This is a genomic window from Salmonella sp. SAL03688 (assembly GCF_046551895.1).
Lineage (GTDB): Bacteria > Pseudomonadota > Gammaproteobacteria > Enterobacterales > Enterobacteriaceae > Salmonella > Salmonella enterica.
The window spans coordinates 45,657-61,104 of record NZ_JBGDVI010000008.1 but is presented as its reverse complement, the minus strand read 5'-3'; the positions used below and the strand labels follow the sequence as shown (position 1 = coordinate 61,104).

Here is a 15,448-nt window from a genome sequence, read left to right as displayed (position 1 = left end):
CGGGATTTAACATCAACATAAAAGTTGGAATATTTTTCCAAAAGTAGATTTAGACCACAAATCAAACATGGCTATTATGTAAAACTACTTAAAAATCATAGGAAAACAATTCTGGTTTTATCAGGATCGTAAGGAGGCGTCTGACGATGTTTGACCCGGAAACACTGCGTACCTTTATCAGCGTTGCCGAAACGGGGAGTTTCTCCAAAGCGGCGGAGCGCCTGTGTAAAACCACGGCAACCATTAGCTACCGCATCAAACTGCTGGAGGAAAATACCGGCGTAGGGCTGTTCTTTCGCACAACGCGAAGCGTCTCGTTGACGGCGGCGGGCTCTCACCTTCTCTCTCAGGCAAAAGACTGGCTTGCGTGGCTGGATAGCATGCCTGACGAGCTACGCCAGGTTAACGACGGCGTAGAGCGTCAGGTCAATATTGTGGTGAATAACCTGCTCTATAGCCCGCAAGCGGTCGCCAGTCTCTTATCGTGGCTTAATGCGCGTTACCCCTTCACTCAGTTTCACTTTTCCCGGCAAATTTATATGGGCGTCTGGGATTCGCTCCTGTATGAAGGTTTTTCGCTGGCGATTGGCGTAACTGGCACCGAACCGTTGGCTAATACCTTTATGCTCGACCCTTTAGGTTCCGTACAATGGCGTTTTGTGATGTCTGCGGATCATCCTTTAGCTCACGTCAGCGGGCCTCTAACAGAAGCGCAGTTGCGCCGTTTCCCGGCAATTAATATCGAAGACAGCGCGCGTACGCTGACCAAGCGGGTAGCCTGGCGCCTTCCGGGGCAGAAGGAAATTATCGTGCCTGATATGGAAACCAAAATCGCCGCTCATCTGGCAGGCGTCGGTATCGGTTTTGTCCCGCAGCCGCTTTGTCAAACGCTGATCGACAAAAACGAACTGGTGAGCTGTACCATTCCGACGATGCGTCCGCCCTCACCGTTAAGCCTCGCCTGGCATAAATTTGGCGGAGGCAAAGCGGTAGAAGACATTGTGAAATTATTTACCCAACGACAGCCCGAAATAGCCGGTTTTTTATCCATTTTCAACACGGTACGCTGTTAAAAATCAAGCCACTTTGCGAATTGGCGCGTAAAATAGCGCAAAGGATGATTTAAGGTTACGTTTTACGTTATGCAAGACAGACAAAAAGCACAGGACTATCGCGCGCTCCTCCTTGCCGATACGCCTTTAATTGATGTACGCGCGCCGATTGAGTTTGAACAGGGCGCCATGCCGGGCGCTATCAACCTGCCATTGATGATGGATGACGAGCGGGCCGCCGTCGGCACCTGCTACAAACGTCAGGGCGCGGATGCGGCGTTAGCGTTGGGGCATCGGCTGGTTTGCGGCGACATTCGCCAGCAGCGGCTTGAGGCCTGGAAAGCCGCGTATCAACGTTTCCCCAACGGGTATCTGTGCTGCGCGCGCGGCGGTCAGCGGTCACATATCGTACAACGTTGGCTGCAAGAAACAGGGATTGACTGCCCGCTTATTGAAGGCGGCTATAAAGCGCTGCGCCAGACAGCAATTCAGGCGACCTGGCAACTGGCGCAAAAACCGATACTTTTAATTGGCGGCTGTACGGGCAGCGGCAAAACGCAACTGGTGCGACAACAGCCCAACGGCGTGGATCTGGAAGGTCTCGCGCGTCATCGCGGCTCCTCTTTTGGCCGCACGCTGAAACCCCAGCTCAGCCAGGCCAGTTTTGAAAACAAACTTGCCGTTGAATTGCTGAAAATTAACGCGCGTCAGACGCTAAAAAGGTGGGTACTGGAAGATGAAGGGCGAACGATCGGCGCCAACCATCTACCTGAGTGTTTACGCGAAAGAATGGCGCAGGCCCCCATTGCGGTAGTGGAAGATCCGTTTGCGCTTCGTCTGGAACGACTGCGTGAAGAGTATTTCATCCGTATGCATCACGACTTCACCCACGCCTACGGCGATGAAGCCGGTTGGCAGGCGTATAGTGAATATCTTCATCATGGACTGTTCGCTATTCGCCGCCGTCTGGGGTTGCAACGCTTTGCCGAACTGACGGACACGCTGGATAGGGCGCTGGCGGAGCAATTATCCAGCGGCAGCACCGACGGCCATATGGCATGGCTGGTTCCGCTACTTAACGAATATTACAACCCAATGTATCGCTATCAACTGGAGAAAAAAGCCGCGAATATCGTTTTTCGCGGCCCATGGCAAGACGTTGCCAACTGGCTAAAAGCGCAATAGCTTATTTTTATTGCCGGCTGACGCTACATTGAGCCGGCTTAGTGTCTGTCGCGCTTGTCGGCACGTTTTGCCAGCCAGTCGCCCAGCATCTGAACGACCTGAACCAGCACAATCAGCGCCACTACGGTAACAACCATCACTTCGGTTTCGTAACGGTAGTAGCCATAGCGAATCGCCAGGTCGCCTACCCCGCCGCCGCCGACAATCCCGGCCATCGCCGAGTAGCCGATTAAGCTTACCAATGTAATCGTCAGGCCGCGCAGCAGCCCTGCGCTGGCTTCCGGCAACAGTACGGTACAGATAATACGCATCGGACTAGCGCCGAATGCCAGCGCCGCCTCAATAATCCCTTTATCGACTTCACGGAGCGCGCTATCTACCAGGCGTGCATAAAACGCGATGGCGGCCACCGACAGCGGGACGGAGGCTGCAATCGGGCCAATGGTATTGCCCAGCAAAAGCTGCGTTAGCGGCAGTAACAGCACCAGTAAAATAACAAATGGCACCGAGCGGATAATATTCACCAGAACCGAGGCGACGAGATAAATAAAACGGTTCTGCCAGAACAGATGACGATCGGTGACAAAAATCAGAAAACCGAGCGGTAGACCGCCAAGAATCGCCAGCACCGTTGAAATACTCAACATCTGGAAAGTTTCATTGAACGCCAGCGTTAAATCCGGCAATAAATCATCCACGGATCACCTCCACCTGTGCGGTACGTTGACGGATATGCTCCACGGCGGCGGCCACCGCCGTTGGATTATGCGGCGCGGTTAATTGCACCACCAGAATGCCCAACGCGCGTTCGCCGATATACTCAATCTTGCCATGCAGGATATTGACCGCGACGCCAAACTTGATCGCCACCTCTGACAGTACCGGCTGCTCCGCCGAATCGCCGATAAAAAAAATTTTCAGCAACTGCCCGGGCAGGTGTTCCCGTAAACGTTCCGGCAGGGTCAAATTAAGGGTATGGGACACCAGTTGCTGTGTGAAAGCGTGTTGCGGGTGGGCAAACACATCAAACACCTCGCCCGACTCCACAACCTTACCGCCCGACATCACCGCCACGCGATCGCAAATAGATTTGATCACGTTCATTTCATGGGTGATCAGTACAATAGTAATCCCGAGCTGTGCGTTGATCTGTCTGAGCAGGGCCAGAATCGTGGCGGAAGTTTCCAGATCCAGCGCGGAAGTCGGTTCATCACACAGCAAAACATCCGGATGGTTAGCGATGGCGCGGGCTATCCCCACCCGCTGTTTTTGCCCGCCGCTGAGCTGTACCGGGAAACGGTTCGCTTTATCGGCAAGGCCCACCAGCGTTAAAATTTCCGCCACCCGCGGCGCGATTTTGCTGCGTTCCCAGCCAGCCGCTTTCAGGCTAAACGCAACGTTTTGCGCCACTGTCCGGGTATGCATTAAGTTAAAATGCTGGAAAATCATACCAATACGCTGCCGCGCCTGGCGTAACGCTTTTCCGTCCAGCGCCGAAATTTCCACGCCGTTGACGTTGACGCGCCCCTGGCTGGGACGCGTTAAGGCGTTCAGGGTACGCAGCAGAGTGCTTTTTCCTGCGCCGCTGGTACCGACAATGCCAAAAATCTCGCCCGCGGCGATATGCAGGCTCACATCATCCACCGCGCGCGTGGGGGTACCGCGACCGGCGGTAAAATCGACGCAGACTTTTTCTATTTCAATCATATTCACCTCAGAAATTGGGGATGGCTACCGCTGCGATCAGGGTGTCGCGGTCATCCATTCCGGTTTCTGGAAGGCGCTATAAATATTCTTTGGATCGTCGATGACCGCGCGATAAGCCGGCGATTTCACCGCCTCGACAATATCTTTGGCAAACGGCTTATCGGCATCTTCACTGCGTACCGCAATGATATTTTTCAGATTCTCATCCAGGTGTTCCTGCTTAATCGCGCTGGAGAGATCGAGTCCTGCCGCCACCGCAAAGTTCCCGTTAACCAGCGCGCCGGTCACGCCATCCAGCGTGCGCGGTAGCTGTGCGGCTTCCAGCGGTTTGAAAACCAGTCCTTTTGGATTGCTGGCGATATCTCGTTCAGAGGCTTTGGTCGGATCGATATTGTCCTTAATCGTGATAAGCCCCAACGATTGCAGGAAGCGAAGGCCGCGCGCCAGGTTAGTCGGATCGTTGGAGAGGGTAATAATGTCCCCTTTTTTAAGCGCATCCAGACTGTTGATTTTACGTGAATAGAAGCCCATCCCGGCGGTCGGTACCACAATAAGTTTGCTGAGCTTCAGCCCTTTGTCAGCGGTGAATTTGTCAAAATAGAGGGTATGTTGAAAGAGGTTGGCGTCAATGCTGCCGTTAGCTAACGCCATATTGGGCTGGACATAGTCGCTAAACTCGCGCACCACAACCTTATACCCTTTTTCTTTTAATGTCGGCGCAATCGCCTGCTTCACCATATCGCCATACGGCCCTGGCGCGACGCCAAATACGATCGTTTGCGGGGAACTATTGGCATGGGCAAACTGTAATCCGCAGGCCAGTAATAGCGTGCTGGCCGCAATGCGTAAACTCTGACGCAATCCCATAATTTCTCCATTTTAAATAGTGTGATGCTGTGCCGGATGCCGTTCATGCGGCATCGTCTGTTTTGGCCCAAACGAAAGGCTATTTCTTAACATGACACAGATCACAGCCTGCTGTCCTTGAAATTATTTCATGATGTTTCCTGGTGTGTCGTTAAATGTACGAGGCAGGCGCTCAGGCGTGTGTCAGGCGGGAATGGCGTAGAGGGAAATGCCGGATAAGAGGTCTTAACGCCAACATCCGGCAGAGGAAAACGCTTTAGAAATCGTAACGCAGACGCACCAGGTTCATATCGCCCAGATTGTCAGTGCTGGAGGTGAAAACATGTTCATAATCAACGCGGAAACCATAATCCAGTTGGAAGGTGATCCCCACGCCGTTATCGGTGCGCAGATAGTCGCGGCCATTCACATATTCAATGCGGTCGCCCATAAAGTACGGTTGAATAGCTTTCACGGCATACTGACCAATCGGGAAAGCGTAACCGACAAAATATTCCAGACCCCACGCATCGCCGGCAAAGTAATCATTCACAGACACTTTTTTGGTCGTCATAAAGTTCTGATACCAACCGCCGCCTGCGGCGATAGTCCAGTTTTCCGGCGTCCAGCTTAACGCGGTACCGACAATATTTTGATCGTAAGTTTTATTGCCGTTGCCGCGCATCTCCGCACGGGTATAGTTCCATGCCGTCCCCCAGGTCAGATCGTCGGTGAGATGGTAATCCGCGCCTAAAGAACCGCCGCCTTTACGTTTGTAATTCAGGCCGTTATTGGCATTATAATCGTCGCTGAACAGATAAGATGCGTAGAGATCGACATTGCCAATGCTTTTCTTATACTTCAATGACTTACGCGTGCGATAAGAACCATCGTAGTCGCCGTTAATCCCGTTGCCCGGCGCCTGACCTATCATGTCGTAATCCCAGATATCGGTTTTTACGCCCACCACATCGTAATAAATGCTGTTCTGTTGACCGAAGGTCAGCGTTCCCCACGTCGCGCTCTTGAAGCCGGTATACAGCATACGGCGAGTGGTATCAGTCGCGCCCTTCGCATAATGGTTATCCCAGTCAAATACCGCAGGGATATTGACGCCCAGCTCGTAATAGCTAATCCAACTGATATCATCAAACAGATAATAATCCGCGGCGAAGCGGAAACGCGTCCCGCCATCAAAACCATTACGTTTATAACCGTTCGCGCCGTCATTGCCGGTCATATTCTGGAACTGCGGACGAATACTCCCGCCGACGGTGAAATTGAGTCGGCTGAGTGGATTACCCGCCTGGGGATCTTGTTTTAAAACGGTGATTTCCGCCTGAGTGGCGAAAGGCATGAAAGCCACTGCCGCGCCGATCGATGCCGCCAACGCTGTTATTTTAATTGTCATTATATTTTCCTTGATAGATAGCCAATCCAAATCATTTAGCAGGCAAATAATAACTGTTATAAAACCTTACGTGTTGTGTATTTTTTAATGATTTGTGCTACTAAAAATCAAGGAGTTATCAATTTGTGCGACTAAAAAAGTACGCGCCGTTTTAAAAACCGGCGCGAAATTATTCACATCATGAATCATCCGCTAAACTGGCGGAATAGCGCTTTGCCTTTCAGCAAACGAACGCCAAGCCAGCCGCCGCATACTGAAAGCAGCAGCGCGCCGCAAAACGGCAGTGCGCCCCATAAACGCCAGTCCGGCTCCCAGGGGAAATCAAAAACGTTGATTTGTAAGATCGCCAGCGCCGTTTCCGCGCCAATCGCGGCGACCAGCCCGGCAACTAACCCCAGCATGGCGAATTCGCACCAGAGTGTGGTACGCAACAGTTTCTTTCCGGCTCCTAACGTGCGCCACACCACCAGCTCCTGATGGCGCTGACGCATCCCGACCTGTACCTGGGCCAGTAATAGCAACATGCCGCAGAGGGTGACTAGCACAACCATCACCTCCAGCGCCCGACTGACCTGCTCCAGCACCTGTCCCACCTGTTTCAGGATCGCCCCGATATCTAACAGGCTGACGGTAGGAAACTCGCGGTTAAGCTGCGTTAACATGCCGTTGCCATTCTCCCAGCGAAAACTGGTCAACCAGCTTTGCGGTTGCCCGTCCAGCGCCCCGGAAGGAAAAATGAAGAAAAAGTTGGGCCGCAGGCTTTCCCAGTCCACTTGACGCAGGCTGGTGACTTTAGCGCTAAATGCCTGGGTATCGCCCATAAAGGTTACGCTATCGCCGAGTTTGACGTTCAGCCGCTTCGCCAGCCCCTCTTCCATAGAGACTTCGCCCGATTTTGGCGGCCAGTGACCGGCGACCAGCGGATTATGCGCCGGGCGCGTATCCTGCCAGGTCAAATTCAGTTCACGGTTGAGCGACTCATCCTGCTGACCTTCCGTCGGATTACCGTTTATCTTCGTTAACCGCGCCCGCACAATCGGATAAAACGTCTGCGGGATCACCTGATGTTCCGCCAAAAAGGCTTTCAGCGGCGCGACCTGTTCTGAAGCAATATTGATAAGGAAATAGTTCGGACTTTCCGGCGGGAGCTGCTGTTGCCAGCGATCAAGGAGGTCGCCGCGCAGCACCAGCAAGAGCGCCAGCAGCATAAACGAAAGCGAAAACGCCGAAAGCTGACTCAACGTTGACCACGGCTGACGCAGAAGTCGGCTGACGGCCAGACGCAGCGGTAGCGACGTCAACGTCATGCCGCGCAGCACGTTAAGCAGCATCCAGCCCACCAGACCGCACAGCAGCGCCAGTATCACGGCGCCCGCCAGAACCGCCCACAACAGCATACTTCCGCCCATCAATCCGACGAGCAACGCCACCACGACGGCGCAGGCGACAGGCAAATAAATTTTTAACGGCCAGACGCGAGCGACAACATCGCGGCGCAGCACCCGTAGCGGCTGGGTCGCCAGCAACAATCGATAAGGCCGTAAACCGACCAGCAGAGAGATGACCGTCATCGCGCCCAGCGCCCACAGCCAGGGCCACAGGCTGGCGGGCGGCAAATCGGCGGGCAGTACCGGTTTTAGCAGCACCAACAATATGTTTTCAAACAGTAACCCAATCGCGCCTCCCGTGACGGCGGAAAGCCCCAGCACCATCAACCACTGTCCGATGATAAGTTTACGCAACTGGGCCCGGCCCGCGCCCAACGTTTTTAAAATCGCCACCAGATCGTAGCGGCTACGGCAGTAATGGCTCATCGCCACCGCGACGGCAGCTACCGCCAGCAGTAGCGTTAATAACGCCGAAAGCAGCAAAAACTGCTGCGAACGTTCGAGCGATTTCCCCAATGCCCCGTCATCCTGCTCCAGTCCGTACCAGCGATGTTCCGGTTTAAGCTGCGGTAACAGCCAGCTTTCATAGCCAGCAAGCTGTTGCGGCGTTCCGCCGAATTTATACCGCCACATCACGCGACTCCCCGGCTGTATCGCACCGGTTTTTGCCACATCGGCCATATTCATCATCAGACGCGGCGCCATCTGAAAAGGGTTAAACCCGGAATCCGGCTCCTGCACCACTTCACCGGCAATACGCAAGGTCACGTCGCCGACATCAATGGTATCGCCCGTTTTCAAATTAAGCAGCGCCATCAGACGCGGCGCCAGCAGTACGCTACCCGGCTGCGGTTTCATTCCGCCTGGACGGGTTTGCAATTCGCCGTACATCGGATAAACGCTATCTACCGCCTTCACGCTGGCCAGTTGCGGCGTATCGCCGGCAAACGTCATGGTCGCAAAGGTTAACTGCTCGCCCACGTTAAGGCCGCGTTTACGCGCCTCTTCAAGCCAGGCCTTTGGTACCTCCCGCGAACTTTGCAGCGTCCGATCGCCTGCCATAAACTCGCGGCTTTGCTGACTTAACCCTTTTTCCATCCGGTCGCTGATACTGCCGAGCGCCAGTACGCAGGCCACCGCCAGACTCAACGCCAGCCAGACAATAATCAGCGACGGCGAGCGCCATTCGCGCCAGAACCAGCGAGCTATCATGCCTCCTCCTGTAACTGACCGTTGACCAACCGCAGCCGCCGGTCGCAGCGCGCCGCCAGCGCCGGGTCGTGCGTCACCAGAATCAGCGTGGTGCCGTGCTCGCGGTTAAGCGAAAATAGCAGGTCGGCGATTTTATCTCCGGTCTGACGGTCAAGGTTGCCCGTCGGCTCATCGGCAAACAGCACATCAGGACGCCCGTTAAACGCGCGCGCCAGCGCTACACGCTGCTGTTCGCCGCCGGAAAGCTGTGCCGGAAGGTGGTCAAGCCGTTTTCCCAGTCCCAGTTGTTCGAGCAGCGCTTTCGCCCCCGCCTTACTCTGACCGCTGTTTTCACCGCGTAGCAGGGCCGGTAGCTCAACGTTTTCCAGCGCGTTAAGCGTAGGAATAAGCATGAAGGATTGAAAAACAAAACCGACATGCTGAGCGCGAAGCTGCGCCCGCGCCTCTTCGTCCATCTGGTGAAGCGGTTTCCCGACCAGACTGACCTCTCCGCTACTGCCGTCATCCAGTCCGGCGAGAATCGCCAGCAGCGTAGATTTTCCCGATCCTGATTCGCCAATCAGCGCAATGGTTTCGCCGCGTTTGACAACCAGTTCAACTCCGGTAAGGATGGAAAGCTCATGCTCACCCTGACCGACGGACTTCCTGAGACGATGAACTTCAACACTGTTTTCCGCTGGCATTTGCCCTTCCTGTTTTTGATCCTGTTAACTTTCCGTGCCGCCGCCGCAGACACCTTATTAATTCTGGGCGATAGTCTCAGCGCCGGTTACCGTATGGCCGCCAGCGCGGCATGGCCGTCGCTCCTTAATGATAAATGGCAAAACAAAACGTCGGTCGTTAATGCCAGTATAAGCGGTGATACCTCGCAGCAGGGACTGGCGCGTTTGCCGGCGCTGTTGCAACAGCATCACCCGCGCTGGGTAGTGGTGGAACTTGGCGGCAACGATGGCCTACGCGGTTTTGCGCCTGCGCAAACCGAACAGACGCTACGTAAAATCATTCAGACGGTGAAAGCCGCCGATGCCCAACCGTTACTGATGCAAATTCATCTGCCCGCTAACTACGGTCGCCGTTATAATGAATCCTTTAGCGCCATTTATCCTAAGCTCGCCAAAGAGTTCGATATTCCTCTGTTACCGTTTTTTATGGAAGAGGTATATCTGAAACCGCAGTGGATGCAGGATGACGGCATTCATCCCAACCGCGACGCCCAGCCGTTTATTGCCGACTGGATGGCGAAGCAGTTGACCCCTTTTCTCTCCTGAATAATTCGAGTTGCATGAAGGCGGCACGTAAGAGAATTTCCAGGAGCATAGATACCTATGTGACTGGAGTAAACGAACGCACAGGCAACTTGAAGTATGACGGATATAGTTAACCACGACTCTTAAATCAACGGAGATCCTGACAGGTAAAGTTATGCAAAAATCGGTCTTAATAACAGGATGTTCCAGCGGAATCGGTCTGGACAGCGCGCTTGAACTTAAACGCCAGGGCTTTCAAATCCTGGCGGGCTGCCGCAAACCTGATGATGTCGCCCGGATGAACAGTATGGGATTTACCGGCGTGTTGATCGATCTCGACTCCCCTGAAAGCGTGGATCGTGCCGCCGATGAAGTGATCGCCCTGACCGATAATCGTCTGTATGGGATCTTTAACAATGCCGGCTACGGCGTGTATGGCCCCCTTTCCACCATCAGCCGTGAGCAGATGGAGCAACAGTTTTCCAGTAATTTCTTCGGCGCGCATCAGCTTACTATGCGCTTACTTCCCGCCATGTTGCCGCATGGCGAAGGACGCATTGTGATGACCTCATCGGTGATGGGGCTGATTTCCACCCCAGGGCGCGGCGCTTACGCCGCCAGCAAATATGCGCTCGAAGCCTGGTCTGACGCGCTACGTATGGAGCTACGGCACACAGGCATTAAAGTGAGCCTGATAGAACCGGGGCCGATTCGTACCCGTTTTACGGATAACGTTAACCAGACGCAGCGTGATAAACCGGTAGAAAATCCCGGCATCGCCGCACGTTTCACCCGCGATCCTGACGCGGTAGTAGCGAAAGTCCGTCATGCTTTTGCAAGCGATAAACCCAGGCTGCGCTATCCCGTTACGCTGGTCACCTGGGCGGTGATGGCGCTGAAACGCCTATTGCCGGGCCGGATGCTGGATAAAATTTTACAAAGCTGAGTTGAAGCGCGCCAGTCAGCCCCCATGTAAACGTGACACAGACAAAAGAGAGCGACGCCATGTCCGTACAGAACATTGTCAATATTAATGAATCCAACCTGCAGCAGACCTTAGAGCAGTCCATGACCACGCCGGTACTGTTCTATTTCTGGTCTGAACGCAGCCAACACTGTCTGCAATTAACGCCAGTGCTGGAAAGTCTGGCTGCCCAGTACCACGGTCAGTTTATTCTGGCAAAGCTGGACTGCGACGCCGAACAGATGATCGCCGCTCAGTTTGGTCTGCGCGCCATCCCGACTGTCTATCTGTTCCAGAATGGCCAACCGGTCGATGGTTTCCAGGGGCCGCAGCCGGAAGAGGCGATCCGCGCTCTGCTGGATAAAGTACTGCCGCGTGAAGAAGAGCTAAAAGCGCAACAAGCGATGCAGTTAATGCAGGAGGGCAACTACATTGACGCGCTGCCGTTGCTCAAAGACGCCTGGCAGCTCTCTTCGCAGAACGGTGAGATTGGCCTGTTACTGGCGGAAGCGCAAATTGCGCTGAACCGCTCTGAAGAGGCCGAAGCGGTGTTAAAAACTATACCGCTACAGGATCAGGATACCCGTTATCAGGGGCTGGTTGCGCAGATCGAACTGCTTAAACAGGCGGCGGATACGCCGGAAATTCAGCAACTTCAGCAGCAAGTCGCGGAGAATCCGCAGGATGCGGCTTTGGCAACGCAACTGGCGTTGCAGTTGCACCAGGTCGGACGTAATGAAGAAGCGCTGGAATTGCTGTTCAGCCATCTGAGAAAAGATCTTACCGCCGCCGAGGGACAGACGCGCAAAACCTTCCAGGAGATCCTTGCCGCGCTCGGCACCGGCGACGCGCTGGCGTCGAAATACCGCCGCCAGTTGTACGCGCTACTGTATTAATCCTCTCTTGCCTGATGGCGCGCTTATCTGGCCTACCTGTCGTCCTCAGGCCGGATAAAGCGCTTGCGCCATCATCCGGCCACTATCATGATTTCTTGAGCGGCATCACTACCAACTGATGACGCGAATTATAGAACTTCCGGTAGGTTAAATAGCAGGCAATGATGGTAGACAGGCTGGCTGTCGACAACAGCATAAACGTTACCATAATTTGATATTTAATCGCTTTTACCGGATCGATCCCGGCAAAAATCAGCCCGGACATCATCCCCGGCAGGCTCACCAGCCCAACGGTCTTTGCCGAGTCGATCGTCGGGATAAGCGATGCGCGGATGCTATCGCGGATAAGCCCGGCGGAAGCCATTTTCGGCGTTGCGCCCAAACTTAATTTTTCCTGGATTTGCTGCTGCTCGCTATGAAAACGCAGCCCCAGTTGGTTGTAGCACAGCCCTACCGCCACCATCGCATTGCCGGCAACCATGCCAGCGATGGGAATCACCTGCATCGGCGCAAATTCAATCGAACCGGTAAGCACCAGTACCGTCAGCGTTAGTCCGGCGCCGACGGTGATGGCGATAAACGAGGAGAGAAATGCCTTATCGATATATTTACTGCGCTTTTGCGCGTTCCAGGCGGCGTTAAAACAGATGAACAGCACCATCAGCAGCGTCAGGGCGGCATGATTAACGCCAAAGATGTATTTCAGTACATAGCCGACAATAATGAGCTGTATCACCGCCCGGCATACGCTCCACAGAATATCTTTTTCCAGCGCCAGCTTTTCCTTGTGACTGATGAGCATCGCGACCACCACCAGCAGCATCGATAACGCCAGCGAGGTATTGGTAATATTATGCTCGTTCATAACGCGCCTCCTGCATCTCTCCGGCAGATGGCGTTAACGTTATCACCTTATCCGCGTGTTGAATTTCATCTTTATCATGCGTTACCCACAAGACAGCGACCTGCTTATCGCGAACATAGCGATGAATAATATCATTTACATTCCGTTTGTTATGTTCATCCAGCGCGCTGGTTATTTCGTCGAGTAACAGTATTTTCGGCAGAAACTGTAGATTACGAATTAGAGCAATACGCTGTTTTTCCCCGCCGGAAAGCGCGGCAATCGGTTTTTGCAGAATCGTCTCCGGCAGTTCAAAACGCGCCAGATCGTCTGCGAAGGCTGTCGGCTGCGGGCGCTGATGGCGAATTTGCCAGGGAAAAATCAGGTTATCGTAAACCGTATCGCCAAATAGCGCTGGCGTCTGAGCGCAATAAGAAACCTGCTGGCGATAGGCTTCCGGACTCAGAGTAGTAATATCCTGCCCCTCAAAAAGAATCACGCCGATATCAGGGCTTATTAACGAGGCCACCATTTTCAACAACGTACTTTTTCCGCAACCAGAAGGACCGGTAATTAACTTAAATTCGCCGCGTTGCAGCGTAAAACTGATGTTATTCACTATTTTTGTCGTCGCAGTCCGGTAACCGACCTGCTTTAACTCAAGCAACATGCTACGTTCTGTCATTTATTGCGCATCCGTTGTTCATATTTTTATAGCGATAGTGTATCCCTGTAATTAATAAGGGGGGAACATGCTTTACTGAATCAGGTATAATTCGCTTAATTCGTCAGCAAAATCGGTTTATGGACAACGCAACAGGAGGTTTAGCTATGCTCATTCTTATCCCTATTCTCATTTTCGTCGCGCTGGTGATCGTCGGCGCGGGCGTCAAAATCGTTCCGCAGGGATACCAGTGGACGGTGGAGCGCTTTGGACGTTACACCAAAACCCTGCAGCCGGGATTAAGCCTTGTTGTACCGTTTATGGACAGAATTGGTCGCAAGATCAATATGATGGAGCAAGTGCTGGATATTCCGTCGCAGGAGGTGATCTCAAAAGATAACGCCAACGTCACTATCGATGCGGTCTGTTTTATTCAGGTTATCGATGCGCCGCGCGCCGCCTATGAAGTCAGTAACCTGGAACTGGCGATCATTAACCTGACCATGACCAATATCCGTACGGTGCTCGGTTCGATGGAGCTGGATGAAATGCTCTCCCAGCGCGACAGCATCAACACGCGGCTGCTGCATATTGTCGATGAAGCCACCAACCCGTGGGGAATTAAAGTTACCCGTATCGAAATTCGCGATGTCCGCCCGCCCGCGGAATTGATCTCCTCGATGAACGCCCAGATGAAAGCGGAACGTACCAAACGCGCCTATATCCTTGAGGCCGAAGGGGTACGTCAGGCGGAAATCCTGAAAGCCGAGGGGGAAAAACAGTCGCAGATTCTGAAAGCCGAAGGCGAACGTCAGTCCGCTTTCCTGCAGGCGGAAGCGCGCGAACGTTCCGCCGAAGCGGAAGCCCGCGCTACGCAGATGGTGTCTGAAGCCATCGCCGCCGGGGATATTCAGGCGATAAACTACTTCGTGGCGCAGAAATACACCGAAGCGTTACAGCAAATCGGCTCGGCGAATAACAGCAAAGTGGTCATGATGCCGTTGGATGCCAGCAGTCTGATGGGCGCTATCGCCGGGATCAGCGAGCTGGTTAAGGACAGCGCCAGCGAACGGAAAAAAGCATGATAGCGATGATTCTGGTACATCCGCATATCTTCTGGCTTAGCCTCGGCGGCCTGTTGTTGGCTGCGGAAATGCTCGGCGGTAACGGCTATTTGCTGTGGAGCGGCGTGGCGGCAGTGATTACCGGCTTAACCGTCTGGCTCTTACCGCTCGGCTGGGAATGGCAGGGCGTGCTGTTTGCGGCCTTAACGTTGCTGGCGGCCTGGCTTTGGTGGCGCTGGCTGGCGCGTCGCGTGCGGGAACAAAAGCCGACCGACAGCCGCCTTAACCAACGCGGACAACAACTGGTAGGCCGCCGGTTTATGCTTGATGCCGCGTTAGTGAACGGACGGGGTCATATGCGTGTCGGCGACAGCTCGTGGCCGGTATGCGCTGACGAAGACCTGCGCGCAGGTACGCATGTCGAAGTGATCGCCGTGGAAGGCATCACCTTACGCATTCGTGCCGTTTAATCAACGTGGCTTTTGCGCCTTGTGATGACAGCAGCCGGAAAGATTATCAATAATCGGGCAGTCGGCGCTGTCATCGCCGGGACAACTCTCCGCCAACGCCAGCAGTTGATCGCGCATTGATTGCAGCTCGCTGATATGGCGCTCGATCTCCGCGACCTTTTCCAGCGTCCGCTTTTTCACATCTGCGCTATGGCGTCGCGGATCGTTAAACAGATTGACCAGTTCGCCACACTCTTCCAGATTAAACCCCACCTGCCTCGCCTGTCGCAGCAACGTCAGCTCGTTTAAATGCTTCTGCGTGTAGGTGCGATAACCATTTTCGCTACGTAATGGCGGCGTCACCAGCCCTTTCTCTTCATAAAACCGAATGGCTTTGCTGGTTAAACCGGTTTTTTTCGCCACATCGCTAATATTCATATTTCCCCCTTGACCTTAACCTTGCTGGAAGGTTTAACCTTTATCACAGTGAGTCACTACGATTACTAAGGTCAATGAATT

16 protein-coding genes are annotated in these 15,448 nt (G+C 53.8%); 7 read left to right on the top strand and 9 right to left on the bottom strand.

Going from position 1 to position 15,448, the window contains the following annotated elements; all coding sequences use genetic code 11:
* Nucleotides 1-146: 146 nt before the first annotated feature.
* Together allS and mnmH are read left to right on the top strand one after the other, a co-directional pair.
* A complete protein-coding gene (gene allS, locus ACLJR2_RS10505; protein WP_000460169.1) occupies nucleotides 147-1,073 on the top strand; it encodes an HTH-type transcriptional activator AllS in 927 nt (308 codons plus the stop codon).
* Between the two features lie 69 nt (nucleotides 1,074-1,142).
* A complete protein-coding gene (mnmH, locus tag ACLJR2_RS10500; protein ID WP_001154068.1) occupies nucleotides 1,143-2,237 on the top strand; it encodes a tRNA 2-selenouridine(34) synthase MnmH in 1,095 nt (364 codons plus the stop codon).
* Between the two features lie 38 nt (nucleotides 2,238-2,275).
* Here the strand turns inward: mnmH and ACLJR2_RS10495 are convergent, their stop codons facing one another.
* The 6 genes from ACLJR2_RS10495 to ybbA all read right to left on the bottom strand — a co-directional run bounded on the left by ACLJR2_RS10495 (nucleotide 2,276) and on the right by ybbA (nucleotide 9,484).
* Nucleotides 2,276-2,935, bottom strand: coding sequence for a methionine ABC transporter permease (locus tag ACLJR2_RS10495; protein ID WP_000342247.1), 660 nt, complete (start codon nucleotides 2,933-2,935; stop codon nucleotides 2,276-2,278).
* Entirely contained in the window at nucleotides 2,928-3,944 is a 1,017-nt protein-coding gene (gene sfbB, locus ACLJR2_RS10490; protein WP_000569658.1) for a virulence-associated ABC transporter ATP-binding protein SfbB, read from the bottom strand. Before sfbB ends, ACLJR2_RS10495 begins: the two co-directional genes overlap by 8 nt.
* Nucleotides 3,945-3,980: 36 nt before the next feature.
* Nucleotides 3,981-4,811 (bottom strand): MetQ/NlpA family ABC transporter substrate-binding protein, encoded by an 831-nt coding sequence (locus ACLJR2_RS10485; protein WP_000524321.1) that lies wholly within the window; start codon nucleotides 4,809-4,811, stop codon nucleotides 3,981-3,983.
* A 256-nt stretch (nucleotides 4,812-5,067) separates the two neighbouring features.
* Entirely contained in the window at nucleotides 5,068-6,201 is a 1,134-nt protein-coding gene (locus tag ACLJR2_RS10480) for a porin (RefSeq protein WP_000152869.1), read from the bottom strand.
* A gap of 185 nt (nucleotides 6,202-6,386) precedes the next feature.
* Nucleotides 6,387-8,801, bottom strand: coding sequence for a putative ABC transporter permease subunit YbbP (gene ybbP / locus ACLJR2_RS10475; RefSeq protein WP_000561774.1), 2,415 nt, complete (start codon nucleotides 8,799-8,801; stop codon nucleotides 6,387-6,389).
* A complete protein-coding gene (gene ybbA / locus ACLJR2_RS10470; RefSeq protein ID WP_001110598.1) occupies nucleotides 8,798-9,484 on the bottom strand; it encodes a putative ABC transporter ATP-binding protein YbbA in 687 nt (228 codons plus the stop codon). The genes ybbP and ybbA overlap by 4 nt, the downstream gene beginning before the upstream one ends.
* Between ybbA and tesA the strand changes: the two genes are divergently transcribed.
* The 3 genes from tesA to cnoX all read left to right on the top strand — a co-directional run bounded on the left by tesA (nucleotide 9,455) and on the right by cnoX (nucleotide 11,908).
* A complete protein-coding gene (tesA, locus tag ACLJR2_RS10465; RefSeq protein ID WP_001010574.1) occupies nucleotides 9,455-10,069 on the top strand; it encodes a multifunctional acyl-CoA thioesterase I/protease I/lysophospholipase L1 in 615 nt (204 codons plus the stop codon). The genes ybbA and tesA overlap by 30 nt on opposite strands.
* 154 nt (nucleotides 10,070-10,223) lie before the next feature.
* Nucleotides 10,224-10,994: an SDR family oxidoreductase gene (locus ACLJR2_RS10460; RefSeq protein WP_001172804.1), complete on the top strand. Its 771-nt coding sequence runs from the start codon at nucleotides 10,224-10,226 to the stop codon at nucleotides 10,992-10,994.
* Nucleotides 10,995-11,053: 59 nt separating this feature from the next.
* Complete coding sequence (cnoX, locus tag ACLJR2_RS10455) at nucleotides 11,054-11,908, top strand: chaperedoxin (protein WP_000116056.1); 855 nt, start codon at nucleotides 11,054-11,056, stop codon at nucleotides 11,906-11,908.
* A gap of 85 nt (nucleotides 11,909-11,993) precedes the next feature.
* On the opposite strand, the gene fetB is transcribed toward cnoX, so the two are convergent.
* Together fetB and fetA are read right to left on the bottom strand one after the other, a co-directional pair.
* Nucleotides 11,994-12,773 carry an iron efflux ABC transporter permease subunit FetB gene (gene fetB, locus ACLJR2_RS10450; RefSeq protein WP_001002130.1) on the bottom strand — a complete coding sequence of 260 codons (780 nt, stop codon included), beginning with the start codon at nucleotides 12,771-12,773 and terminating at the stop codon, nucleotides 11,994-11,996.
* A complete protein-coding gene (fetA, locus tag ACLJR2_RS10445; RefSeq protein WP_000140192.1) occupies nucleotides 12,760-13,437 on the bottom strand; it encodes an iron efflux ABC transporter ATP-binding subunit FetA in 678 nt (225 codons plus the stop codon). The genes fetB and fetA overlap by 14 nt, the downstream gene beginning before the upstream one ends.
* A gap of 146 nt (nucleotides 13,438-13,583) precedes the next feature.
* Here fetA and ACLJR2_RS10440 point away from each other — a divergent pair, with 146 nt between their 5' ends.
* Both ACLJR2_RS10440 and ACLJR2_RS10435 read left to right on the top strand, forming a co-directional pair.
* Nucleotides 13,584-14,501: an SPFH domain-containing protein gene (locus tag ACLJR2_RS10440; protein ID WP_000906146.1), complete on the top strand. Its 918-nt coding sequence runs from the start codon at nucleotides 13,584-13,586 to the stop codon at nucleotides 14,499-14,501.
* Nucleotides 14,498-14,950, top strand: a complete 453-nt coding sequence (locus ACLJR2_RS10435; RefSeq protein ID WP_000561177.1) for an NfeD family protein — start codon at nucleotides 14,498-14,500, stop codon at nucleotides 14,948-14,950. Before ACLJR2_RS10440 ends, ACLJR2_RS10435 begins: the two co-directional genes overlap by 4 nt.
* Here the strand turns inward: ACLJR2_RS10435 and cueR are convergent, their stop codons facing one another.
* Nucleotides 14,951-15,367, bottom strand: coding sequence for a Cu(I)-responsive transcriptional regulator (cueR, locus tag ACLJR2_RS10430; RefSeq protein WP_001026760.1), 417 nt, complete (start codon nucleotides 15,365-15,367; stop codon nucleotides 14,951-14,953).
* Nucleotides 15,368-15,448: the final 81 nt, after the last annotated feature.

What these genes read in the sequence shown, in the direction of transcription:
- allS (WP_000460169.1), top strand. Translation starts at nt 147, where the DNA reads ATGTTTGACCCGGAAACACTGCGTACCTTTATCAGCGTTGCCGAAACG.
- mnmH (WP_001154068.1), top strand. Translation starts at nt 1,143, where the DNA reads ATGCAAGACAGACAAAAAGCACAGGACTATCGCGCGCTCCTCCTTGCC.
- sfbB (WP_000569658.1), bottom strand. Translation starts at nt 3,944, where the DNA reads ATGATTGAAATAGAAAAAGTCTGCGTCGATTTTACCGCCGGTCGCGGT.
- ACLJR2_RS10485 (WP_000524321.1), bottom strand. Translation starts at nt 4,811, where the DNA reads ATGGGATTGCGTCAGAGTTTACGCATTGCGGCCAGCACGCTATTACTG.
- ACLJR2_RS10480 (WP_000152869.1), bottom strand. Translation starts at nt 6,201, where the DNA reads ATGACAATTAAAATAACAGCGTTGGCGGCATCGATCGGCGCGGCAGTG.
- ybbP (WP_000561774.1), bottom strand. Translation starts at nt 8,801, where the DNA reads ATGATAGCTCGCTGGTTCTGGCGCGAATGGCGCTCGCCGTCGCTGATT.
- tesA (WP_001010574.1), top strand. Translation starts at nt 9,455, where the DNA reads ATGAACTTCAACACTGTTTTCCGCTGGCATTTGCCCTTCCTGTTTTTG.
- ybbA (WP_001110598.1), bottom strand. Translation starts at nt 9,484, where the DNA reads ATGCCAGCGGAAAACAGTGTTGAAGTTCATCGTCTCAGGAAGTCCGTC.
- ACLJR2_RS10460 (WP_001172804.1), top strand. Translation starts at nt 10,224, where the DNA reads ATGCAAAAATCGGTCTTAATAACAGGATGTTCCAGCGGAATCGGTCTG.
- cnoX (WP_000116056.1), top strand. Translation starts at nt 11,054, where the DNA reads ATGTCCGTACAGAACATTGTCAATATTAATGAATCCAACCTGCAGCAG.
- fetB (WP_001002130.1), bottom strand. Translation starts at nt 12,773, where the DNA reads ATGAACGAGCATAATATTACCAATACCTCGCTGGCGTTATCGATGCTG.
- fetA (WP_000140192.1), bottom strand. Translation starts at nt 13,437, where the DNA reads ATGACAGAACGTAGCATGTTGCTTGAGTTAAAGCAGGTCGGTTACCGG.
- ACLJR2_RS10440 (WP_000906146.1), top strand. Translation starts at nt 13,584, where the DNA reads ATGCTCATTCTTATCCCTATTCTCATTTTCGTCGCGCTGGTGATCGTC.
- ACLJR2_RS10435 (WP_000561177.1), top strand. Translation starts at nt 14,498, where the DNA reads ATGATAGCGATGATTCTGGTACATCCGCATATCTTCTGGCTTAGCCTC.
- cueR (WP_001026760.1), bottom strand. Translation starts at nt 15,367, where the DNA reads ATGAATATTAGCGATGTGGCGAAAAAAACCGGTTTAACCAGCAAAGCC.